The following is a 22292-nucleotide window of genomic DNA, read 5'->3' as shown; positions in this document are numbered from 1 at the left end:
ATACATTATGCGTAGTTATAGTTATCTTGATCCAGGCAGCATCCCTACAATCCTTACGCCCGATTCACTCGGACTTGCCTTTACCCTGCTAAAGTATGCGCTGTCGTTAAGTCTGAAAATAACCACAAGGACACGTATGCCGTCACTGTCCCTGCTATCTCATCGTCTTTTCCGGGTTGTGTTGCTGTTGTCATTCGCTGTTTCTGCACAGGCGGATGATCGCAAGCCAGTCTCTCTTGAGACGGTCACTCTGTCACGCTCCCAGGATGCGCTGCTGGTGAACGGCACGCTGGTGGCAGATCGTGCCGCCCGGCTTTCCGCGTCGGTGTCGGGTCTGGTGAGCAAACTGCTCGTGGATATCGGCGACCAGGTAGATGCAGGCGCCGCACTGATTGAGCTGGATGCGGAGCTCAATCGACTGGAATTGCAACGTGCCCGGGCCAACTATCAGCAGCAACAGGCAACGCTGGCCGATGCCCGTCGGCGCCTTGAGGAAGCCAATAGTCTGGTCGCCCGGCGCAGCATTGCCGCCAGTGAGGTCCGAAGTCTGGAATCCGAGGTTCAGGTGGCCGAGTCTTCCCTGGCGGCCAGTCAGGCGGAGATGGCACGCCAGCAGGCGCTGATCAAGCGACATACCCTGCGAGCGCCCTTCAGCGGCGTGATCAGCGCCAAACTGAGTGAGGTTGGCGAATGGGTCACTCCCGGGACCACCGTTTTCGAGCTGGTCGGCAGCGATACGTTGCACGCGGATTTTGCCGTGCCCCAGCGTTATTTTCCGCAGCTTTCCGGCGATACGGCTATCGATGTCTGGCTGGCAGACCAGAACGACCCGAACAATGCCATGAGCGCAAAAATCACGGCCATTGTGCCGGTGAATGATCCCACGGCGAGAACCTTTACGGTACGCGCCAGCATTGATGAAAAAGGCCTGACCCCGGGGATGGCGATCAATGGCCGGCTGCGCATGTTATCCGCGGATGCCCGCCCCACGGTGCCCCGTGATGCCCTGCTCCAGGACAGCCAGGGCAATGTGACCGTCTGGCTGGCTGAGGGTGACGGTGACGATCTGGTCGCGCGCCGCAAGGTCGTCAAGGTTGCATCTGGGCAGTCGCCGCAGGCTTCGGTGCTTGAGGGCCTGTCGAGCGGTGATCGCGTGGTTGTGCGTGGCAATGAAAGTCTGCGCGATGGTGACACGCTTCGGGTGGTGGACTGATGTTCGACAAGATCGTTCGCCATGGCACCCTGATGACCGTTGTGGTGCTGATCATCACTCTGCTAGGCGTGCTGGCAGCCTTGCGCATCCCGGTACAGATGATCCCGGATCTGGAGGTGCGCACCATCTCGGTTGTCACCAGCTGGCCAGGGGCAACCCCCCAGGATGTGGAAAAGGAAATCCTTATTGAGCAGGAGGAATACCTGCGCAACCTGCCCAATTTGCGCCGTATGACCTCCTCCGCCGGCAGCGGCGAAGCGGAAATCGAACTGGAATTTCCCTTCGGTGTGGATATCACCGATGCGCTGATTCGGGTCAATAATGCCCTCAGTCAGGTGCCTGCCTATCCCGACAATGTGGATCAACCGCGGATTCTGTCCAGTTCGTTTTCCAGCAACGCTTTCATGTATTACCGCGTCTCTCCCCTGCCCGACAATCCCCGCGGGCTGGACATGGACATGATGCAGGACTTCATTGATGACGAAGTCCGCTCGCGGATGGAGAGCGTACCCGGGGTGTCCCAGGTGGAAGTCCGCGGCGGCGCGGAACGACAGGTTCAGCTGCTGCTGGATGCGCAGAAGCTGGCCCAGTTCGGCCTGGGTGTGGTGGATGTGCGCGATGCGCTGCGCGAACGCAACCGGGATGTCTCCGGTGGCGAACTGGAAAGCGGCAAGCGCCGATATTTGCTGCGTACGGTGGGGCGTTTCAAGGATATCGACAGCCTCAATGCGCTGATTCTGGCCCGTAACGGTGATTCTCTGGTGCGTCTCGGGGACGTGGCCACGGTGGTCCTGGATCACTTCCCGGTTCGCAGCCTGTCGCGGGTGAATGGTGAGCCGGTGATCAGCCTGGCGGTGCGCCGGGAGACCGGATCCAATGTCATCGATATCAAGTACGCCATGTTTGATCAGGTGGCTCAGATCAATCGGGAGGTGCTGGAGCCGGCCGGCATGCGGATCGCGCTGATCGCCGACGACGTGCGTTACGTGGAAGCCTCGGTGGCCAATGTGTGGACCAATCTGGCCATTGGCGCCGCCTTTGCCACCCTGGTCATGTTCCTGTTTTTGCGCTCGGTGAAGATCACCGCCGTGGGCGTGATTGGTATTCCCATCTGTACCATTGCCGCGTTTCTGGGGCTGCTACTGGCCGGGCGCACCATCAACGTGATTTCCCTGGCCGGGATCGCCTTTGCCATCGGCATGACCTTGGATAACTCCATTGTGGTGCTGGAAAGCATCGAGATGGAAAGACGCAAAGGGCTCGATCGCTTTCGCGCGGCAGTGAGTGGTATCCAGAAGGTATGGCCGGCGGTGTTCGCCTCTACCATGACCACGGTGCTGGTGTTCCTGCCGGTGGTCTTTATCCAGGAAGAGGCCGGCCAGCTCTACTCGGATATCGCCATCGCCGTATCCGCGTCGATTCTGGTCTCCATGCTGGTAGCCATGACAGTGATCCCCACCCTCTCCGCCCGTCTGGATTTCAGTGCAGTGGTGGCCCATGACGGCCAGCACAGCCGCTGGATGACCGCCCTGCACCGGCTTTCCGCCCGCCTCTCCAGTAGCCGGCCCCGGCAAGTGGCCACCCTGGTGGCAACCGTGCTGATCGGGGGCGCTATTGTGCTGTTCCTGACGCCGCCGGCGGAATATCTGCCGGAGGGCGAGGAGCCGAAAACCTTTGCCAGTATGAGCGCACCACCCGGTTATAACCTCAGCACCATGGCAGCCATTGCCGACGAGGTGGAAGCGGAATTCTTGCCGCTGGTGGGCGCGGACCCGGCAGACTATGACGCTGGCAAACTGGCCATGCCACCCCTGAAATACCTGAATATGGGCGTGGATGCCGAGCGCTTGCGCATCATTGCCGAGCCGGTGGACCCGGCCCATATGGAAGCGATGATGGACAGCATTACCCAGGTGTATCGCCGCTATCCCGGCATGGGCGCTTTTGCCGCCCGGGGCTCGATTATTTCCAGTAATGATGGGGGTGCCCGCAGCGTCACGCTGGATGTGGCCGGGGCGGACCTGGCGGAAATCTACACGGTGGCCTCGCGTCTTGAGCGAGAGGCCGAACGGGTTTTCGATAACCCGCGTATCCAGTCGCAACCCGCCAGCCTGTCCTTGGCCCAGCCGTTGATAGAGGTCCATCCGCTCTGGAGCCGTGCTGCCGAAGTGCAGTTTTCCACGCAGGCTCTCGGCTTTACCGTGGCCGCGCTCACTGATGGCGCCTACCTGGATGAATTTTTCCTGGGTGACGACAAGATCGACATTTATGCCTACAGCCAGCGTACCGGCACCCGGCCAGACCTGGCCGCCCTGCCCGGCCTGCCGGTGCACACGCCCATTGGCGCCACCGTGCCGCTGTCTTCGCTGGCCACCTTGAAAGAAACCGTAGACACCAGTGTGGTACGGCGGGTCAACGGTCGACGCACGGTGACCCTGAATATCATCCCGCCCCGTGGTGTGGCCCTGGAAACCGGTGTCAGCCGGGTGCGCGCCATGATCCAGCAGTTACGTGATGCGGGGGAAATTCCGGATACCATCAGCATCACCCTGTCCGGTGCCAGCGACCAGTTACAGGCCACCCAGGAATCCCTGTCCGGAAATTATGTGGTCGCCCTGTTGCTGGTCTATCTCTTGCTGGTAGCGATTTTTACCCACTGGGGCTTCCCGTTGCTGATCATGACCACGATTCCACTGGGTATTGCCAGCGGCCTGCTGGGCCTGGCGATGATGAATGGCGTGGGCGCGCTGCTTCCGCTTCTCGGTCTGCCACCGCTCACCCAGCCCTTCGACATGATTACCATGCTCGGTTTTCTGATTCTGATGGGCACCGTGGTGAACAACCCCATCCTGATCGTCCATCAGGCAACACTGAATTTCCGGGAAAAGGCCATGAGCGCCGTGGAGGCCGTCAACGACGCCGTATCATCACGGCTGCGCCCCATCGCCATGACCACCATTACCACGGTCTGCGGCCTGGCGCCGCTGGTGCTGATTCCCGGTGAGGGCACCGAGCTCTATCGGGGCGTCGGCGCCATCGTCCTGTTCGGGCTGCTTGGCACCGCCATTGTGACCATCACCTTCTTGCCAGCGCTCACCGCCCTGGTGCTTTCCCTTTTCAGAAAGAGGACCTGATCCCGCAACGTTTCCTTCCGACGGTTGACGACAGCGCCAAAATTATCCACAAAGGTCATGTGCCTATCCCAGGATGGGTGAGACATTTTGTCCCAGGGTTACGAACGGCGCAGTTGATCTATATCAAGAAAGCCGGGGAACACGCTTGGTATCGTCTCCCGGCGCATCATTCGGAAGGGAACGCACATGGAACACTCCGCGGTTTCACCATCGTATAACTACACGGTGGTTCGGCAATTCACCATCATGTCGGTTGTCTGGGGGATTGTGGGTATGCTGGTGGGGGTCATTATCGCCGCCCAGCTTGCCTGGCCTGTCCTCAATTTTGAATTACCCTGGTTCAGCTTCGGCCGGTTACGGCCGCTGCACACCAATGCGGTGATTTTTGCCTTTGGTGGCTCCGCCCTCATCGGCACCAGTTACTATGTGGTGCAGCGTACCTGCCAAGCAACCTTGGCGTTTCCCAAGCTGGCTGCTTTCACTTTCTGGGGCTGGCAGGCGGTGATTGTGGCCGCGGCCATCACCTTGCCCATGGGCTATACCAGCAGCAAGGAATACGCCGAGCTGGAATGGCCCATTGATATCCTGATCACCCTGGTCTGGGTGGCCTATGCCATCGTTTTCTTCTCCACCATTGCGCGACGCAAACAACCCCATATTTACGTGGCCAACTGGTTCTACGGCGCCTTTATCATTGCGGTAGCCCTGCTCCATGTGATCAACAACATCGCCATTCCCGTCTCGGCGATGAAGTCCTACTCCGTCTACTCCGGGTCCATCGATGCCATGGTGCAGTGGTGGTACGGGCACAATGCGGTGGGCTTTTTCCTGACCGCAGGCTTCCTGGGCATGATGTACTACTATGTGCCGGTACAAGCCCAGCGACCGGTCTATTCCTACCGGCTTTCCATCGTCCATTTCTGGGCCCTGATCGCCGTGTATATGTGGGCCGGCCCCCACCACCTGCACTACTCCTCCCTGCCCGACTGGGCCCAGTCCGTGGGCATGGTGTTCTCTATCGTCCTGTTGGCGCCCAGCTGGGGCGGCATGATCAACGGCATGATGACCCTGTCCGGGGCCTGGCATAAGTTGCGCACGGATCCGATCATCCGCTTCATGATCGTGGCCCTGTCCTTCTATGGGATGAGCACCTTCGAAGGCCCGATGATGTCCATCAAGACGGTCAACGCCCTGAGTCACAATACCGACTGGACGATCGGCCATGTGCACTCCGGCGCGCTGGGCTGGGTGGCCATGATCACCATTGGTGCCATCTACGTGATGATTCCCCGCCTGTTCGATCGCAAACAGATGTATTCCGTTGGCTGGATCAATGCCCACTTCTGGTTGAGCACCATCGGTACCGTGTTGTACATCGCCTCCATGTGGGTGTCCGGGATCATGCAGGGCCTGATGTGGCGGGCAGTCAATACCGATGGCACCCTCACCTACAACTTCGTGCAGGAACTGGTAGAGCGGCAACCGTTCTACGCCATCCGTCTGCTGGGTGGGGTGGTGTTCTTCGCCGGCATGGTGCTGATGGCCGTCAATGTCTACAAGACCATCGTTGGCGAACGTGACACCCGCGGTGACAACAACGTGCTGCAGGCTGCCTGAGGAGACCGACATGTCCAATGCCCATGAAAGAGTGGAAAAGAATGTCGGCCTGATGATCGTGCTGACATTGATCGCGGTAAGTTTTGGTGGCCTGGCGGAAATCGTGCCCTTGTTCTGGCAGAAAGCCACCACCGAGCCGCTGGAAAGCCTGGAGCCTTACACTGCCCTGGAAATGGAAGGCCGGGATATCTATATCCGCGAAGGCTGCCACGTTTGCCACACGCAGATGGTGCGGCCCCTGCGTGCGGAAACCGAACGCTATGGTGCCTATTCCGTGGCTGGCGAAGACGTGTGGGAGCACCCCTTCCTCTGGGGCTCCAAGCGTACCGGCCCGGATCTGGCCCGGGTGGGACTGCGCCCGATCACCGAGCAATGGCACCGTGAGCATCTGCGTGATCCGCGCCAGGTCGTGCCGGAATCCAATATGCCCGCTTACCCCTGGTTGCAGGAAACGCCGGTGGACTGGAGTGATACCGAACGCACCCTGCGACTGTTCAAGGACACCTTTGGCGTCCCCTATAGCGACCAGGACATTGCCGAGCAGTTGAACAAGATCGGGGGTGAGTGGGCCGATGCCACGGAAGAAGATGCCCTGGTTGCCTATCTGCTTTCCCTCGGCCAGGAACGTAAGGAGGCCTCACAATGAGCTATCAAGCCCTGTTCACGCTGGTCTTCTTTGTGGCGTTTATTGCAATGACCCTCTGGGTGTACCGGCCCAGCCGCAAGAAAGACTACGAAAAACTCGCACACATGGCCCTTGAGGCTGATCGCCGCAAAGAGAGGGATGAGCAATGAGTGATTTCTGGAGCTGGTTCATCATCATTATTGTTGCCATCAATCTGCTCGGCTGTGCGGGGCTATTGCTGTGGAACAATCAGATTTCTCCGGAGGAAGCGGCCAAGGAAACCACTGGCCACAGCTTTGATGGGATTCAGGAGCGGAATGCGCCCCTACCCCGCTGGTGGCTGTTCCTGTTCATCGGAACGCTGATCTTTGCCTGCATCTATCTGGCGTTGTACCCGGGCCTGGGCAAGTTTGAAGGCCTGTTGGGCTGGAGCAGTTCCGGCCAGTATGAAAAGGAAGTCACCCTGGTAGCGCGGCAAACCGACCCGTTGTTCGAAGAGTTTGCCAAGGTGCCGGTGGAAAAACTGATCGAGTACCCGGAAGCCTTGGCTGTGGGGGGGCGGCTGTTTGCCAATAACTGCGCCATTTGTCATGGCTCGGATGCCCGTGGGGCCAAAGGCTATCCGAACCTGGCAGATAACGACTGGCTCTATGGGGGTGAACCCAAGCAGATCATTACCAGCATTGCCCAGGGGCGTACCGGCATGATGCCCCCGATGGCCGCGGCCATCGGCAATACCGATCAAGCTGTGCGCGACATGGCCATTTATGTGCAAAGCCTGAGCCGGCCGGATCTTGCCAGGGATGCGCAAAAAGCCGCCGCCATTGAGCGGGCGAAGCCTAAATTTGCCGTCTGTGCCGCATGTCATGGGCAAGACGGCAAGGGGATTCAGGCCATGGGTGCGCCAAACCTCACTGACACCACCTGGCTCTACGGTCCACGACTGGAGGATATCGAAACGACGATCCGTAAAGGCCGCAAAGGGGAAATGCCCAAGCATGAAAATCTGCTCAGCGATGAAAAGATTCATGTGATTGCGGCCTACGTTTACAGCCTGTCCCACAAACCAGCTCCGTAACGACAGGCCATTGTCGCGGCCCCACAGGGGCCGCCGACAAGGCCAGTCGGTGGATCACGCCAGCCCCCTTCGAGGTGCGTAATGAGTGAACGCGACCGCATCAAAACCGTTGATGACAGCCCGGAAGCACAGGGGCCCATCAGTCTCTATGCCAAACGCAAACGGATACAGGTCAAATCCATCAGCGGTCGTTTCCAGCGTATTCGGGATTTCACCATCCTCAGCACCATGGGGCTCTACCTGGCTCTGCCCTGGGTTCGCTGGGACGGGCAGCAGGCGGTACTGTTCGACCTGCCCAACCGTCAGTTCCATATTTTCGGTCTGACGCTGTGGCCGCAGGATTTCCTGTTCCTTTCCTGGACCTTGATCATTGCCGCTTTTGCCCTGTTCTTCTTCACGGTTCTGGCCGGACGTGTCTATTGCGGCTATGTGTGTCCGCAGACGACCTGGACTCGCTTTTTTCAATGGATTGAGCAGTTATTTGAAGGTGACCGGCACAGCCGCATCAAGATGGATGAGGCTCCCTGGACCCTGAGCAAAGTGCTACGCCGTGGCAGCAAGCATGTCATGTGGCTGGCCCTGGCGTTTCTTACCGGTCTCACTTTTGTCGGTTACTTCTCCCCCATCACGGATCTCACCGTGCGCATCTTCAACTTCAGCTGGGGAGGCTGGGAGCTGTTCTGGGTGGCCTTTTTTACCGTTGCCACCTATATGAATGCCGGGTTCATGCGCGAACAGGTGTGTCTGTACATGTGTCCCTATGCCCGTTTCCAGAGCGTCATGTTCGACCGCGAAACCCTCATCGTTTCCTATGATGAAGCCCGGGGCGAACCCCGTGGTCGAGGCAGCAAAAAGCGGCAACAGGGCACACAGGAAGTAGAAAAAGGCGACTGCATTGACTGCGGACTGTGTGTCCAGGTTTGCCCTACCGGCATTGATATTCGCGATGGTCTTCAATATGAATGCATTACCTGCGCGGCCTGCATCGACGCCTGCGACGATGTGATGGACCATATCGACAAGCCCCGGGGGTTAATCCGCTATACCACCGAGAATGCCCTGGAGGGCAAGGAATCCCGGGTCATTCGTCCGCGTCTGGTCGGCTATGGGATGGTGTTGTTGGCCATGGCCACCCTGTTCATGGTCACTCTCTATAATCGGGTGCCCTTGCAGGTCGATGTATTGCGCGATCGTAATCAGCTGTTCCGGGTTGCCAGCAGTGGGCGCGTGGAAAATGTCTATCGACTGGAAATTCTCAACAAGGGTCAGGATGCCCACCGCTACACATTGACTCTGGAAGGCCCTGAGGGGCTGCGCATGGAGAACAGTACCGAATTTACCATTCAGCCCGGCCAGCATTTATCCTTGCCGGTCACCGTCAGTTACGACCCCTATGAGGTGGAGATGCCCTCATCCACCATCTGGTTTTCAGTAAGGTCACTGGACGACCCGGACCTGGAGAAGCAGCATGAATCACGTTTCATCACCCCCCGTGGATGATCGCCCCTGGTACCGGTATCCGCTGTTGTGGCTGGCCATTCTGCTGCCCGCCAGCTCCGTGGTTGCCGGCCTGACCACCCTGTATATCGCTGTGATCAATGCAGACGCTCCTGTGGTGGACGAGTGGTACAAGGAAGGCCGCGGCATCAACCGCTCCATGGAGCAGGAACAGATTGCCGCGCGCCTGGGCATTGGCCTGGTACTGTCCCAGGTGGGTGCAGGGGTGCAGGCCAGGTTGACCAGCGACGCCGGCATCCCGGCGCCGGCGATGATCAAGGTGGCACTTCGTCACCCTACCCTCAAGGAAAAGGATGTCTTGCTGACGCTGCATCATCAGGGCAGCGGAGTATTTCGGGGCGATGGTGTCCTGCCTGCGTCCGGGCGTTTTATCGCTACCGCATCCACGCCGGAGGGCCACTGGCGTTTGTACCAGAACGGCACCATTGAAGACGGCACCGTGAGTCTGGGTCACGTTACGACACCATGAACCAGCGACTCGCCCCACCCTGCTGGCACTGCGGGCAACCTGCCCCTTCTGGCGCCTTCGTTGCGCGCACCCCGGAAGGAAAGCGCGATGCCTGCTGCCCGGGCTGTGCGGCCGCCATTGAAACCATTTATGGCATGGGCCTGGATGATTACTACCGAATCCGGCAGGACGATGCTCCGGCACCGGATGCTCGCCGTGCTGAACTGGATCTGGCCCTGTTCGACATTGCCGATCTGCTCGCGCCACACTCTACCCCCCTACCGGATGGCCAGCGTCTGCGACTGCAGCTTAGTGGCCTCACCTGTGCCGCCTGCAGCTGGCTGATCGAAAAAACCCTTTCCGCACAACCGGGAGTGAAGCGCGCCAGCGTCAATCTGGCGGGCATGACACTGACCGTGGACTATCAGGGCACTCCCGAGGCCCGTGAAACCGCCCGTCGTATCCAACAGCTGGGTTATGGCGTGAGCCTGCCCGGCGACCCCGCTGCCAGTGCCGCTAACCGGCGGGAGCACAAACGGCTCCTGGGCCGGCTGATACTGGCGGGTCTGGGCGCCATGCAGGCCATGATGTATTCCATGGCCCTGTATATCGGCGTGTTTGATGGCTCCGATGCGATTTACGAGTGGGTCTTCCGGCTGGCCAGTTTCCTTGTCGCAACGCCGGTGGTGTTTTACGCCGGCTGGCCTTTCTTTCAGGGCGCCTGGCGAGGGCTGCGCAATCTCAACCTGACCATGGACACCCCCATCGCGTTGGCCCTGTTTCTGGCCTGGGGCGGCAGCCTGGTTGCCATGTTCGCCGGCGGTAGCCATGTTTACTTCGACTCCGCTGCCATGTTCGTTTTCTTCCTGTTGATCAGCCGCTGGCTGGAGCACCGGCAGCGCCAGGCGATCCATGCCGGTTATGCTCGGCTTGGCGATACCCTGCCCCGGGCGGTTCGGCGACTGCGTGGGGATCAGCCAGAGTGGGTCAGCCTGCGTCAGGTGACGGCCGGTGACCGGTTGTTGCTGATACAGGGGGATGTGATTCCAGTGGATGGCCGCATTGTCGATGGCCAGGGCAGTTTCGATGAAGCGGCACTCACCGGGGAGTCCCTGCCCGTCAATCGGGGCCATGATGCCCGCCTGGTGGCCGGCGCGCGCCTGCAAGAGGGGGCAATCACTCTGGAGGCCGAGTGCGCTGCTGATCACAGCCAGATTGCCCGTATCGCCGAGCAGGTGGAGTTGGCCAGCCGCGAGCGACTGGACGTGGTTCGCGACTGGCATCGTATTGCCCCGCTCTTTACCGCTGCCGTGTTGTTCCTGGCCACCTTTACCCTGGTGTGGCATTGGCCTGCCGGGCCTGGCGAGGCCTTTGATCATACCCTGGCGGTACTGGTGATTACCTGCCCCTGCGCCCTGGCCCTGGCGGTGCCACTGACGCTCTCGGCCACTTTGGGGACCGCCTTGCGCGAAGGCGTGCTGGTGGCATCCCCTCGCCAGCTGTTGCGACTGCCACAGATTGGCGGCGTGCTGTTCGACAAGACCGGCACCCTGACCAAGGGCGCCTTTTCCCTGGTAGAGAGCCAAACACTCGGCAGCGTTTCGGAGCCCGAGCTGCTTGCCATTGTCGCCGCCCTGGAATGGAATAACCCGCATCCGCTGGCACAGGCTTTCCGTGACATGGAGCGGGATCCCCAGGTCACCGCTGTCCAGCCGGACGGCAACGGTATCAGTGGTGTGCGTCACGGACAGCAATGGCGTATCAGTGGTGCGCCAGAGCAGGCGCGCCCGGGCACCACCTGCCTGCAACTCACCTGTGACCACACAGTGCAGTTGTATCTATGGCTACAGGACAGTCTTCGTCAGGAAAGCGCGGCGGTTACCCAGGCACTCCGGGCTCAGGGTCTGCAGGTACGCATGGCAACCGGCGATACTGCGGCTGCCGCCGAGCCGGTGGCTCGGGCATTGTTACTCGAGCAGTGGCATGCCGGCATGCAACCCGCGGACAAAACCCGCTGGCTCACGGAACTGCAAGCCGACAGGCCCCAGATGATGGTCGGTGACGGCATCAACGATGCCCAGGCCATGCTCGCTGCAGACGTGTCGGTGGCCACAGCCAACGCCACCAGCCTGGCCCAGCGGGCGGCAGGCCTGTATCTGCTTCAGGATAACCTGCATGCCATTCCTGCCCTGCCCGCGCTGGCCCGCTGTTGCCGACGTATCGTTCGGCAGAACCTGACCTGGGCCCTGCTCTACAATCTGCTGGCGGTTCCCTTTGCTGTCGCCGGCTGGATTCCGCCCTGGGCAGCAGCCCTGGGCATGTCTGCCAGCTCGCTACTGGTCACCCTCAACGCAACACGGGTTAGCCGATGGAAATTGTCCTCCTGTTGATACCTCTGGCCTTGCTGTTTCTGGGCGGAGCTATCTGGGCGCTCTTCTGGGCCCTGCGCAAGGATCAGTTTGATGACCTGGAGAATGCCTCCTGGCGCGTGGTGTTCGAAGACCGGGAGCAGCGCAAAAGCGTCCCGGGGACACGTGATGACACGGCGGCTGACAGGGACGAAAGGAATGAAAGGGGCGACGGGGAGTGATGATGCCGGAAGCCTCGCAGTCCCTGCTGGCATTGCTGGCCAGTGCCATGCTGTTGGCCAGTGCCGGCAGTGTTCACTGCATCGGCATGTGTGGCGGCATTAGCAGTGCCCTGACTTTCTCGATTCCGGAGCCACAACGACGGGGCAAAGCCCTCTGGGGCTGGCAGTTACTGTTCGGCACCGGCCGGGTATCCACCTATGTGCTGCTCGGCAGCCTGGCAGGAACGCTGGGCAAGACCCTGCTGGACTGGCTGCCCGGGCCCTCCATGGCGGTGGGTCTGGCCCTGTCCGGGATCCTGATGCTGCTGCTCAGCGGGTATCTGTTAGGGCGCGGCGTGTTGCTGAAGAAACTGGAGGGCGTCGGTGCCGGATTATGGCGTCGCCTGCAGCCGTTGACCCGCCGTCTGTTGCCGGTGGATCACCCGATAAAAGCCCTGGCACTTGGCGGGCTATGGGGGCTGCTGCCCTGCGGGCTAGTGTACACGGCGCTGGCGTTGTCCATCACTTCTGGCAGCGCGTTGTCAGGCGCCCTTGTTATGCTCTGCTTTGGCGTCGTCACCGTGGTGCCGGTGGCCACCACTGGCGTTATCGCCTCCCAGCTGCAGCGCTTTCGTTCCGGGCCATGGCCCAAGGTAGCGGCGTGTCTGACTCTGATGCTGGCCCTGGTGTTCTTCTGGCAGGCCTGGTCCATGGGTCAGGGCGGTCACGCTGGCCATCATGGTGCCACAGGGCCCGCCTCCGATACGTCTCACCACCATCAGCACCACCATTCCGACCCTTGATCCAGGTCAACATTGGGCCCTGACAGCTGGCCATAATGGGCAAAACCACTCAACAGGAGAGAGAGTGTGGCCACCTGGGACAAAGCATTGATCAGCCAGTATGGCGGTCCGGGACCGCGTTACACCTCTTATCCCCCTGCGCCGCAATTCCATGAAGAGATCAGTGAGGAAGAGTGTTCCCGGGCCATTGCCGCCGGAAATGCCGCCCGTCGCCCTCTTTCCCTGTATGTGCACGTGCCCTTTTGCAGCACGGTCTGTTACTACTGCGCCTGCAACCGTATCGTCACCGCCAATCGCGGCCGGGCGGCGGAATACCTGAGCCGGCTGAAGCAGGAAATCGGCCGTCGCGCTGCCCAGGTGGATAGCCAGCGTCCGGTGACCCAGATCCACTGGGGCGGTGGCACACCCACGTTTCTGAGCGATGCCCAGATCACCGAACTGGTCTATTACATGGCCCGGCACTTCACCTTGCGCGAAGACGACCGTGGCGACTATGCCATCGAGATTGATCCACGAACCGTGGATCAGGCGCGCCTGGGCCTGCTGCGTGGTCTGGGTTTCAATCGCATCAGTCTGGGTGTCCAGGATCTGGATCTTCGCGTGCAGCAGGCCGTCAATCGCGTCCAGCCCTATGAAATGATTCGCCAGACCATGGAATGGGCACGGGACTTCGGCTTCAAATCCATCAATACCGATCTTATTTACGGTCTGCCCTGGCAGTCAGAGTCCAGTCTGGCCAGGACCCTGGAGCAAATTGCCGATCTGCGACCGGATCGTATCTCGCTCTACAATTACGCCCATCTGCCGGCGCGATTCAAGATTCAGCGTCAGATTCCCGACATGGCTCTGCCGAGCCCGGATGAAAAGCTGGCCATGTTTGTTCGGGCCGGCAGGATTCTGCAGGATGCCGGTTATGTGTTTATCGGTATGGATCACTTTGCCCTGGAAAATGATGAAATTGCCGTCGCCCAACGCAATGGCCTGCTGCATCGCAATTTCCAGGGATACACCCTCCATGGCGATGCGGATCTGCTGGGTTTTGGGGTCAGCGCGATCAGTCAGATCGGCAACCTTTATGCCCAGAACATGAAATCATTAAGTCAGTGGTCTGACGCCATTGATCAGGGTCATTCTCCCATTGAGCAGGGCTATCTGCTGGATCGCGACGACCAGATGCGACGGGATCTGATCATGCGACTACTGTGCGACCTGTATGTGGATATGAAGCTGTTCAGCGAACAGTGGCAGATCAATTTTCCCGACTACTTTGTGGACGCTCTGGGGGCATGGGTGGAATTCGAGGCGCAGGGGCTGGTCCGGGTCGATCAGCACCGTCTGGTGATCACGGATCGGGGCCGACTGGTCAGCCGGGCACTGGTGATGCCGTTTGACCGTTATACCCAGAACGAAGCCAGACATCGCTTCAGTCGTATCATCTGAACCTTGTACGTTTGTTGTTCACCCTGCCCTATACTGTAAGGTGAAATTTGCACTACGCAGCCATCAACCGGAGTCGCACCGTGTCCCACCATGTTTCCTGCAATGATTGCAGTCTGAGCCCCATCTGTCTTCCCCTGGCAGTGGCGCCGGCACAGCTTGACGAGCTGGATCGCATCATTCACCGGGGCCGCCCCCTGAAGCGCGGCGAGCACCTGTTTCGCGCGGCGGATGATTTCCAGGCGGTCTACGCGGTCCGCTCCGGCGCGCTGAAAACCTATGTGCTCAGCGATGAAGGCGACGAGCAAGTCACCGGGTTTTATCTGCCTGGGGAAGTGCTCGGTATGGACGGCATCAGCACCGCTCACCATGTTTCCAACGCCAAGGCCCTGGAAACGGCCACGGTGTGCGAAATCCCCTTCTCCAAACTGGAAATGTTGTCCCAGCGGATTCCCACGCTGCAACACCATTTCTTCAGCTTGATGAGCAACGAAATCCGCTCCGACCGTGAGCTGCACATGCTGCTCAGCAAGAAGAACGCGGATGATCGTGTGGCATCGCTACTACTGTCCATGTCAGCGCGCCACCAGCGGCGCGGGCTCAGTGAGCGGGTTTTTCGCCTGCCCATGTCCCGCTACGACATCGCCAACTACCTGGGCCTGGCGGTGGAAACGGTCAGCCGTATTTTTACCCGTCTCCAGCAGAACGAATGGCTGCGCGTGGAAGGCCGGGAAGTGGAAATCCTGGATCGCCGCAGCCTTTGCGGTGAGCGGCAAAATCTGGAGGCCAGTCTGTGAACGCCCCCGTTCTGGCCATTCTCGATAGTGACCTGAAAGCGCCCCAACCGGCGCTGCACAAGGCGCAGCAAATTGCGGATGCCAGTCAGCGACCACTGCATGTGCTGGTCAATGCCTATTCGTCTGCCATGGTTCGGGCTGTCGGTATCGACCAGGAGCGGCAAAACGCCGCCAGGCAGCAAATTCATGGCGCCTGGGAGAAACGGATCCGCCATCTGACGGACCGGGAGGATGGCGAACTTTCCATTCTCTGGCAGAAAGACAGCATGGAGGCGCTGCGCGATAGCATTATTGCCCTGCAACCCGGCATGGTCGTGGTCCACACCAGCGCGGAAACCGGGCTTCGCCGGCACCTGTTTACCCCCCGGGATTGGCAGCTGATCCGCAAGGCACCCTGTCCGGTGCTGTGCGTCCATGGTCGTGCCTGGTCGTCATCGCCGAGGGTGCTGGCTGCCCTTGACCCGGGCAACGAGGCGCAGCAGGACGAGCCGCTGGCCATCCGGGTGCTTGATGCGGCAAATGAGATTGCCCTCCACCTGGGTGGGAGCCTGCGCGCTTGCCATGTCCTGGATGAAATGGACGACAGCATGATTATGCTGGTGGGCGAGGCAATCCCGGATTACGCCGGTGGCATGGATGAGGTGCGTCGCTTCTACCGGGAGCGCTTTCTGAAATTCGGCGCCGCCCATGGGCTTGGGCCGGATCAAATGACGACCCTTACCGGCCCGGTCGCAGCAACCCTGGGCAAATATTGTGACGACCAGGACATGGATGTGCTGGTGGTCGGCACCGTGCACCGCAACCTGCCGGAGCGGGTATTGCTGGGTGCCACTGCGGAATCTGTAATTACCCGTGCCAGCGCCGATGTGCTGGTGATCAAACCCGAAGGCTTCCAGGGTCCCTGGCAAGCCTGATTCAGGAGAACCTTACGATGACAGATAAGAAGGATTTTGCCGACAGCATTCGCCAAAAGCTGGAAGACTGGGATTATCAATTGGATCGGCTGACCGCGCGACTGGGTGACAAGCGAGACGAGTGGCGCGCGGAAGCCAAGCAGAGAATTGCTGACATTGAAGAACGCCGCGACGCGCTGGAAGCGAAACTGGAAAAACTGGAATCCCACGGCGAGGATGCCTGGCAAGACATCAAAGCCGGTGTGGAGCTGGCCTGGGATGGTTTGAAAACCGGCCTTCTTGCCGCCCGTAGCGAATTCGAAGACGGGAAATAATCATTTCTAGGTTCGAGTTACGAGGTTCGAGGTTCGAAATGCAAAAGCCACAATAGAAGCAGTTTTTTGCCTTTCGTAACTCGAACCTCGCGACTCGCAACTGAAATCCCTACTGCTCTTGCCGCCGAAATACCGGTTTTTCCGCTGTGGATTCCTCCGCGCAGAAACGATAACCGGCCACATCAAAATTCTTCAGCTTTGCTGGATCCTTGATGCCCTTCTTGATGACCCACGCCGCCATTAATCCGCGGGCCTTCTTGGCGTAGAAACTGATCACCTTGTACTTGCCGTTTTTCTCGTCCTGGAACACCGGCTCGATGATACGGCCGTTGATGGATTGCTTTTTCACCGATTTGAAGTACTCATTGGACGCCAGATTCAGCAGCACGTCGGTTTTTGCCGTTTTCATATCCTTGTTCAGCTGTTCGGTGATAATGTCCCCCCAGAAGGTGTAAAGGTCCTTGCCGCGAGGATTGTCCAGCCGGGTTCCCATTTCCAGCCGGTATGGCTGCATCAGGTCCAGTGGACGAAGCACACCATACAGTCCCGACAGCATGCGAAACGAATTCTGCGCTTCCTTGAGCTGGTTATCGGTAAAGGTGTCGATTTCAAGGCCGGTATAGACATCACCCTTGAAAGCAAATGCCGCCGGTCGGGCGTTACGCTTGTTGAACGGTCGTTGCCATTGGGCAAACCGTTCCACGTTCAAATGTGCGATTTTGTCACTGACACTCATCAGACTGCTGACATCGGCCGGGGAAAGCTGGCGCGCTCGCTCGATCAGCACTTCGCTGTCGTCCAGCAAACGGGGCTGGGTCGTTTTCAGCGCGGGCAATTCGCTCTCGTAATCCAGGGTCTTTGCCGGGGATACGACAATCAGCATGGTCTACTCCTTTACATATGACTCCCGGGATTATATGAATCAGGGAGTGCGAGGTCTGCAATTCTGGAGAATAAATGCGCCTATTACTGGTATTGACTGTCATTATCGCTGTGACTGTTCTGCTGTGGGGAAGCTGGCAGTGGGGACGCCGACCGTTTTATCTGGTGCTGAGCCTGGTGTTGGCAGGACTGCTGGTGCTCGGCATTGGCGTTTGGCACGGTGGCCGTGATGATCAGGTTCGCCTTCCTCCGGACGGCATCGTGGTGACATTGAAAGGCAGTCTCGCTTCCGAATCCGGCGTACGGCTCACCGGTAATCTGGCCAATCGCAGTGAAATGAATGTGGCGGCCGTCACCCTTCTTGCCCGGGCCCTGTCCTGCCCGGAGACAGGGAGCGAGTGCACGGTGATCTACCAGCAGCCGATTGATCTGCAAATGTATGTGCCCGCCGGCAAGGACTATCCCTTTGCCGTGGTCAGCCGCCACCCGGACGAGGACACCCCGGTGGACCGCTGGGAGCTGGAAGCCATCGACAAGCTGGCCTACCCCAACCGGTAATCCTGGCTGCTACTGGCATCCTGCCGAGCGAATCGTCACAATGCGGCCTCGAGCAGGCTGTTGAAAAGCCGCTTGCGTGTCAGTCTTTCAGGCTGGCTCGCAATCCAGGCACGGTGTTGAAAATGTCCCCTCAAGGGGAATCGAGATATGACAATCCATCAGCTCTTCACCTTCAACACGCAACAACTAGTGCGAGTCAGCCTGGATGACCCGGGAGTACTCGCAGAGCATAAAGGCGTGGCCTGAATGGCCCATCTACTGCTCTTTGTCGCCAGGAAAGGGAGCCACCCTCTCCGTCGCGACAAAACACAACAGCTGCACCTTTCAGGCCACGCTGAGTACGCAAGAGGCGTTTCATTAGCCTGCTAAACTCCCAGGAGTCACTATGGCATCACTGATTGCCGGCCAGCTCACCCCCATTGGCGACCATGCCTGGCGGGTCCTGGCGCGCAACCCGGGCATGATGACCGGGCCAGGCACCAACAGTTATCTGTTTGGCAAGGAAAGCCTGACTGTCATTGATCCCGGTCCGGAGGATCAGGAGCATCTGCAGGCATTGCTGCAGGCCTCGCGTACCCTGGGAAAACCCATAGAACAGATCATCGTCACCCATACCCACCGTGATCACTCCCCCGGGGCGCTGGCCTTGGTGGCAGCAACCGGTGCCCGTTGCCTGGGCCCCGCCGTGCCCGACGACGGGCTGCAGGATGAAAGCTGGCAGGCGGACCGGTTATTGGCCGAGGGTGACCGGGTTGATTGTGGCGGTGTATCGCTGCAGGTAATCGAAACCCCGGGGCACGTGGGCAACCACCTGTGCTATCTCAGTGAAGATGGCCTGCTGTTTACCGGTGATCACCTGATACAGGGCTCGACAGTGGTCATCGCCCCACCCTCCGGTTCCATGCAGGCCTACTTCGCCTCTCTGCGTAAACTCCAGCACCGCGGCATTACCCGCATGGCACCGGGCCACGGGGATGTGATCGGCGATCCGGAGGCCACCCTGAGCCAGACGCTGGCACACCGGCAGAAACGGGAAGACAAGGTCCTGGAGGCGCTTTCCAGCGACGCACAACCCCTGGCCATATTGGTTAAGGATGTCTACGACGATGTGCCCGAGTTCCTCCATGGCGTGGCGCAATTCTCCCTCCAGGCCCACCTGATCAAGCTGGCAGAAGATGGGAAGGCCCAGGAAACCGGTCAAGGCTGGCACAGAACCTGATTGCGCAGCATCTTGGTAGGAGCGCCTCTTGAGGCGCGAAGTCGGCAAGGAGGCTTACGGGGTACGAGAAGCGAGTTTCGAATGGCGAAAAGCAAACCAGCGACGATTCTGGTTTTCGCGACTCGTTGCTCGCTTCTCGCTCCGCCTCTTTCGCACCTCAAGCGGTGCTCCTACAGGTGCACCAATACAAGGTTTTCGCTGTTAACTGCTTTTCACAGCCACCCTTTGCGCTTGAAGAACCAATATGGCGTCAGGCCGGACAGGAACATCAGCCCGATCGCCATGGGATAACCAAAGCGGAAATCCAGCTCCGGCATGATCTCGAAGTTCATGCCATAGATGCTGGCGATCATGGTCGGTGGCAGGAACACCACCGCGGCAATGGAAAAGATCTTGATGATCTGGTTCTGCTGAATATTGATAAACCCCTGCGCCGCATCCATCAGGAAGTTGATCTTGTCGAACAGAAAAGTGGTATGCGACATCAGCGTGTCCAGATCGTGCTGCACCTCGGCACAGGTCCGGCGGCGGACCTTGTCGGTTCTTACATAGCGCTGAATAAAGGAGATGGAGCGCTGGGTATCCATGAGACACAGGCGAATTTTGCCGTTGGTATCCTCCAGCCGGGCCAGCTTTTCGATATCGTCTTCCAGCTCCCCGTTTTCCTCTTCCAGGACGCTGTAACCGACCTGCTCCAGATCCCGATGCACATCCTCCAGGGCATCGGCCAGGTTCTCCACTTTCTGTTCCAGAATGCTCAGCAGAATATCAATGGGCTGTTGGGTCTTCACCCAGCCGCGACGCACACGCAGACGCAACAGGCGAAAGTCCGGCAAGCGGGAATCGCGGAATGACAGCAACCGCCCTTCCTGTACCACAAAGGCGACCGTGGAGGTGCGGGCACGACCTTCTGACTGGAACAGGAACAGGGAATGGACATGCAGGCCCTGCTCGTCGCTGAAAAATCGGGCGGAGGCTTCAATTTCTTCCATATCATCGGACGCTGGCAGCTCCGCTTCCAGAAACTGCTGTACCAGCTCCCGTTCGCTGTCTTCCGAATCGACCAGGTCAATCCAGCTGGCGTCGTCCGCCAGGGTTGGCAGAATGCTTTCTGTGTCCTTTTCACGCAGAACACCGTTCTCGATACGGAAGATATGCAGCATGATGTTTCCCTGATCATGATCGCCGGCAAGCGGCCGGCAGCAACTTGATAATGCACCAGACTTATGACTGTCAACGATCCCGACTTCGGGAATCCAAACAAGGCTCCGGAGTTGATCACATTGGCCGGTGACGCCCGCCTCTGGCTGTGGCGCGATGCCCTGCCCGCTTCGCTGTGCGGATCGCTACAGGCGGCATTAAACGCGCAACTGGACTGGCAACAGCCTCAGGTACAGGTATTCGGCCGCAGCTATACCGTACCACGGCTAACCGCCTGGCATGGCGATGCGGGTATTCCCTATCGTTATTCAGGCCATCAGCATGTGGCGGAGGGCTGGCCGGCGCCCCTTTTGCCTGTGCGGGATGCGGTCAGTGCACTCTGCGGACACCGGTTCAACTCGGTGCTTGCCAATCGCTATCGGAACGGCAGGGACTGCATGGGCTATCACAGCGATGATGAACCGGAATTGGGACCGCAGCCATGGATTGCCTCCTACAGCCTTGGCGCTGAGCGGGATTTCGTTTTTCGCCCCCGTGGTGGCGGCCGACAGTGCCTGTGCCTTGCCTTGCCCGACAACAGCCTGTTGCTGATGAGTCCGGATGTGCAGCGAAGGTTTCAGCATGCGTTGCCACGCCGTCAGCGGGTTCAGGCAGAGCGCCTCAATCTGACCTTTCGCCAGATAATCACCCGCGGTCAACCCCAGAACGCATAGCTGAGCAGAATCGCAGCAATCAGCCCCGCCGCATCTGCCGCCAGGCCACACCAAAGGGCATGGCGGAAATCGCGAATACCGACACTGCCAAAATACACTGCCAGAACATAGAAGGTGGTTTCCGTGGAGCCCTGCATCACCGTGGCCATTCTGGCAGCCAGCGAATCCACCCCCTGGGTCTGCATCACATCCACCATGGCCGCCCGCGCCCCGGAGCCGCTCAGTGGTTTGAGAAAGGCAACCGGCAGTGCCTCCACAAAGCGGGTATCCCAACCGATCGCGGCGGCGGCAAAGCGAATGCCATCAAGAAACAGGTCCAGCACGCCGCCAGCTCGCAACATGGCGATCGCCGCCAACATGGCCACCAGATACGGAATCAGCCTGACGGCAAGGGTGAACCCTTCCTTGGCTCCCTCCACAAAGGTGTCATAGCTATCCACGCCCCCACGCCAGGCGGCGATAAAGAAGGCGCTCAATACCAACAGCAGGATGCCATTGCCCAACAGACTGGAGAGCGTATTGGCCAGCTCGGCCGGAGCCAGCCAGACAATGGTGCCCAGGATCCCCAGGATGGCCAACCAGAGTCCGCCCACCAGCAGCAACAGCGGGTCGGCTAGGGAAATACGCTGAACCCGGGCGGTCACCAGTATCCCCGCCAGGGTGGAGACGGTAGTTGCCATCAGCAAAGGCAGGTAGACCGCTGCCGGGTCGGCGGCGCCCTGTTGCGCCCGAAACAGCAACACCGTCACCGGGACCAGGGTCACTGAGGAGGTATTGAGCACCAGAAACATGATCTGGCTGTCCGTGGCCCGAGTCTGCTGCGGGTTACCCTCCTGCAAGCGCTCCATGGCTTTCAGCCCCAGCGGAGTGGCCGCGTTATCCAGGCCCAGCATATTGGCTGCCAGGTTCATGGAGACGGGGGCGGATGCCTGCGGAGTGCGCCGGACACCGGGCATCAGTCGAGCCAGCAGCGGCTCCACCCAGGAGGATAACCGGGCGGCCAGGTTGCTGGCCTCCGCCATCTTGAATAGCCCGCTCCACAATGCCAGCACCCCGATCAGCCCCAGGCTGACCTCCACGGCAAGGTCTGCCGCGGCCCACAGCGCATTGATTAATCGGCCCGGGGCCTCCATATCACCACTGATGAGCTGGATTACCGCTCCGGCGATACCCGCAAGGAAAAACAGGCTGAAGAGTCTGTGCAAAGCTTCCCCCGTACGCTAGGGTCTTGTTTGGATTGCTGAAAACCGTAATGGAGTGGCTTTTCTGACAGTGCAACTTCGCACCGTCAC

General features: G+C 59.6%; 21 protein-coding genes. 18 read left to right on the top strand and 3 right to left on the bottom strand.

The features are described from left to right. Positions 1-136 precede the first annotated feature (136 nt). The 15 genes from A0251_RS13320 to A0251_RS13250 all read left to right on the top strand — a co-directional run bounded on the left by A0251_RS13320 (position 137) and on the right by A0251_RS13250 (position 16467). Positions 137-1213 (top strand): efflux RND transporter periplasmic adaptor subunit, encoded by a 1077-nt coding sequence (locus A0251_RS13320; RefSeq protein ID WP_062817336.1) that lies wholly within the window; start codon positions 137-139, stop codon positions 1211-1213. Continuing rightward, on the top strand, positions 1213-4347 hold the full coding sequence (locus A0251_RS13315) for an efflux RND transporter permease subunit (protein WP_062817335.1): 3135 nt from the start codon (positions 1213-1215) through the stop codon (positions 4345-4347). Before A0251_RS13320 ends, A0251_RS13315 begins: the two co-directional genes overlap by 1 nt. Before the next feature lie 186 nt (positions 4348-4533). Next, positions 4534-5964 (top strand): cytochrome-c oxidase, cbb3-type subunit I, encoded by a 1431-nt coding sequence (gene ccoN / locus A0251_RS13310; protein WP_062817334.1) that lies wholly within the window; start codon positions 4534-4536, stop codon positions 5962-5964. A gap of 10 nt (positions 5965-5974) precedes the next feature. Then, entirely contained in the window at positions 5975-6610 is a 636-nt protein-coding gene (gene ccoO, locus A0251_RS13305) for a cytochrome-c oxidase, cbb3-type subunit II (RefSeq protein ID WP_062817333.1), read from the top strand. Next, on the top strand, positions 6607-6759 hold the full coding sequence (locus tag A0251_RS13300) for a cbb3-type cytochrome c oxidase subunit 3 (RefSeq protein ID WP_062817332.1): 153 nt from the start codon (positions 6607-6609) through the stop codon (positions 6757-6759). The genes ccoO and A0251_RS13300 overlap by 4 nt, the downstream gene beginning before the upstream one ends. Continuing rightward, on the top strand, positions 6756-7667 hold the full coding sequence (ccoP, locus tag A0251_RS13295; protein WP_062817331.1) for a cytochrome-c oxidase, cbb3-type subunit III: 912 nt from the start codon (positions 6756-6758) through the stop codon (positions 7665-7667). Before A0251_RS13300 ends, ccoP begins: the two co-directional genes overlap by 4 nt. Before the next feature lie 81 nt (positions 7668-7748). Then, the gene (gene ccoG, locus A0251_RS13290) at positions 7749-9167 is read left to right on the top strand and encodes a cytochrome c oxidase accessory protein CcoG (RefSeq protein ID WP_062817330.1); all 1419 of its coding nucleotides are present in this window, start codon (positions 7749-7751) and stop codon (positions 9165-9167) included. Beyond that, positions 9136-9654 (top strand): FixH family protein, encoded by a 519-nt coding sequence (locus tag A0251_RS13285; protein WP_062817329.1) that lies wholly within the window; start codon positions 9136-9138, stop codon positions 9652-9654. Before ccoG ends, A0251_RS13285 begins: the two co-directional genes overlap by 32 nt. Then, positions 9651-12023 (top strand): heavy metal translocating P-type ATPase, encoded by a 2373-nt coding sequence (locus A0251_RS13280; RefSeq protein ID WP_062817328.1) that lies wholly within the window; start codon positions 9651-9653, stop codon positions 12021-12023. The genes A0251_RS13285 and A0251_RS13280 overlap by 4 nt, the downstream gene beginning before the upstream one ends. After that, positions 12002-12223: a cbb3-type cytochrome oxidase assembly protein CcoS gene (ccoS, locus tag A0251_RS13275; RefSeq protein WP_082810888.1), complete on the top strand. Its 222-nt coding sequence runs from the start codon at positions 12002-12004 to the stop codon at positions 12221-12223. The genes A0251_RS13280 and ccoS overlap by 22 nt, the downstream gene beginning before the upstream one ends. 2 nt (positions 12224-12225) lie before the next feature. Continuing rightward, complete coding sequence (locus A0251_RS13270; protein WP_063509654.1) at positions 12226-13005, top strand: sulfite exporter TauE/SafE family protein; 780 nt, start codon at positions 12226-12228, stop codon at positions 13003-13005. A 66-nt stretch (positions 13006-13071) separates the two neighbouring features. After that, on the top strand, positions 13072-14445 hold the full coding sequence (gene hemN, locus A0251_RS13265) for an oxygen-independent coproporphyrinogen III oxidase (protein ID WP_062817326.1): 1374 nt from the start codon (positions 13072-13074) through the stop codon (positions 14443-14445). Positions 14446-14492: 47 nt separating this feature from the next. Then, positions 14493-15239, top strand: a complete 747-nt coding sequence (gene fnr, locus A0251_RS13260) for a fumarate/nitrate reduction transcriptional regulator Fnr (protein WP_082810887.1) — start codon at positions 14493-14495, stop codon at positions 15237-15239. Then, positions 15236-16153: a universal stress protein gene (locus A0251_RS13255; RefSeq protein WP_062817325.1), complete on the top strand. Its 918-nt coding sequence runs from the start codon at positions 15236-15238 to the stop codon at positions 16151-16153. Before fnr ends, A0251_RS13255 begins: the two co-directional genes overlap by 4 nt. Before the next feature lie 17 nt (positions 16154-16170). Beyond that, entirely contained in the window at positions 16171-16467 is a 297-nt protein-coding gene (locus A0251_RS13250) for a hypothetical protein (RefSeq protein WP_062817324.1), read from the top strand. Between the two features lie 109 nt (positions 16468-16576). Here the strand turns inward: A0251_RS13250 and yaaA are convergent, their stop codons facing one another. Further along, a complete protein-coding gene (gene yaaA, locus A0251_RS13245) occupies positions 16577-17350 on the bottom strand; it encodes a peroxide stress protein YaaA (RefSeq protein ID WP_062817323.1) in 774 nt (257 codons plus the stop codon). Positions 17351-17424: 74 nt separating this feature from the next. Here yaaA and A0251_RS13240 point away from each other — a divergent pair, with 74 nt between their 5' ends. Both A0251_RS13240 and A0251_RS13235 read left to right on the top strand, forming a co-directional pair. Next, positions 17425-17907 (top strand): hypothetical protein, encoded by a 483-nt coding sequence (locus A0251_RS13240; protein WP_062817322.1) that lies wholly within the window; start codon positions 17425-17427, stop codon positions 17905-17907. A 385-nt stretch (positions 17908-18292) separates the two neighbouring features. Further along, entirely contained in the window at positions 18293-19126 is an 834-nt protein-coding gene (locus tag A0251_RS13235; protein WP_062817321.1) for an MBL fold metallo-hydrolase, read from the top strand. A gap of 212 nt (positions 19127-19338) precedes the next feature. On the opposite strand, the gene corA is transcribed toward A0251_RS13235, so the two are convergent. Then, positions 19339-20289 (bottom strand): magnesium/cobalt transporter CorA, encoded by a 951-nt coding sequence (corA, locus tag A0251_RS13230; protein ID WP_062817320.1) that lies wholly within the window; start codon positions 20287-20289, stop codon positions 19339-19341. Between the two features lie 63 nt (positions 20290-20352). Between corA and A0251_RS13225 the strand changes: the two genes are divergently transcribed. Then, on the top strand, positions 20353-21000 hold the full coding sequence (locus A0251_RS13225; protein ID WP_082810886.1) for an alpha-ketoglutarate-dependent dioxygenase AlkB: 648 nt from the start codon (positions 20353-20355) through the stop codon (positions 20998-21000). On the opposite strand, the gene A0251_RS13220 is transcribed toward A0251_RS13225, so the two are convergent. Then, positions 20982-22205 (bottom strand): nucleoside recognition domain-containing protein, encoded by a 1224-nt coding sequence (locus tag A0251_RS13220; RefSeq protein WP_062817319.1) that lies wholly within the window; start codon positions 22203-22205, stop codon positions 20982-20984. The two genes, A0251_RS13225 and A0251_RS13220, sit on opposite strands and share 19 nt — an antisense overlap. Positions 22206-22292: the final 87 nt, after the last annotated feature.

The sequence above is a fragment of the Alcanivorax sp. NBRC 102024 genome, from assembly GCF_001602235.1.
Classification (GTDB): domain Bacteria; phylum Pseudomonadota; class Gammaproteobacteria; order Pseudomonadales; family Alcanivoracaceae; genus Alcanivorax.
The sequence above is the reverse complement of the archived record's forward strand: the minus strand, read 5'-3'. Positions and strand labels throughout refer to the sequence as shown.

Bases quoted from the DNA above. Each gene is read 5' to 3' on its own strand.
- ccoP (WP_062817331.1), top strand. From the start codon at position 6,756: ATGAGTGATTTCTGGAGCTGGTTCATCATCATTATTGTTGCCATCAAT.
- A0251_RS13240 (WP_062817322.1), top strand. From the start codon at position 17,425: ATGCGCCTATTACTGGTATTGACTGTCATTATCGCTGTGACTGTTCTG.
- ccoN (WP_062817334.1), top strand. From the start codon at position 4,534: ATGGAACACTCCGCGGTTTCACCATCGTATAACTACACGGTGGTTCGG.
- A0251_RS13235 (WP_062817321.1), top strand. From the start codon at position 18,293: ATGGCATCACTGATTGCCGGCCAGCTCACCCCCATTGGCGACCATGCC.
- A0251_RS13225 (WP_082810886.1), top strand. From the start codon at position 20,353: ATGACTGTCAACGATCCCGACTTCGGGAATCCAAACAAGGCTCCGGAG.
- yaaA (WP_062817323.1), bottom strand. From the start codon at position 17,350: ATGCTGATTGTCGTATCCCCGGCAAAGACCCTGGATTACGAGAGCGAA.
- A0251_RS13315 (WP_062817335.1), top strand. From the start codon at position 1,213: ATGTTCGACAAGATCGTTCGCCATGGCACCCTGATGACCGTTGTGGTG.
- ccoS (WP_082810888.1), top strand. From the start codon at position 12,002: ATGGAAATTGTCCTCCTGTTGATACCTCTGGCCTTGCTGTTTCTGGGC.
- ccoG (WP_062817330.1), top strand. From the start codon at position 7,749: ATGAGTGAACGCGACCGCATCAAAACCGTTGATGACAGCCCGGAAGCA.
- A0251_RS13300 (WP_062817332.1), top strand. From the start codon at position 6,607: ATGAGCTATCAAGCCCTGTTCACGCTGGTCTTCTTTGTGGCGTTTATT.
- corA (WP_062817320.1), bottom strand. From the start codon at position 20,289: ATGCTGCATATCTTCCGTATCGAGAACGGTGTTCTGCGTGAAAAGGAC.
- A0251_RS13320 (WP_062817336.1), top strand. From the start codon at position 137: ATGCCGTCACTGTCCCTGCTATCTCATCGTCTTTTCCGGGTTGTGTTG.
- ccoO (WP_062817333.1), top strand. From the start codon at position 5,975: ATGTCCAATGCCCATGAAAGAGTGGAAAAGAATGTCGGCCTGATGATC.
- A0251_RS13285 (WP_062817329.1), top strand. From the start codon at position 9,136: ATGAATCACGTTTCATCACCCCCCGTGGATGATCGCCCCTGGTACCGG.
- A0251_RS13280 (WP_062817328.1), top strand. From the start codon at position 9,651: ATGAACCAGCGACTCGCCCCACCCTGCTGGCACTGCGGGCAACCTGCC.
- A0251_RS13270 (WP_063509654.1), top strand. From the start codon at position 12,226: ATGCCGGAAGCCTCGCAGTCCCTGCTGGCATTGCTGGCCAGTGCCATG.
- A0251_RS13250 (WP_062817324.1), top strand. From the start codon at position 16,171: ATGACAGATAAGAAGGATTTTGCCGACAGCATTCGCCAAAAGCTGGAA.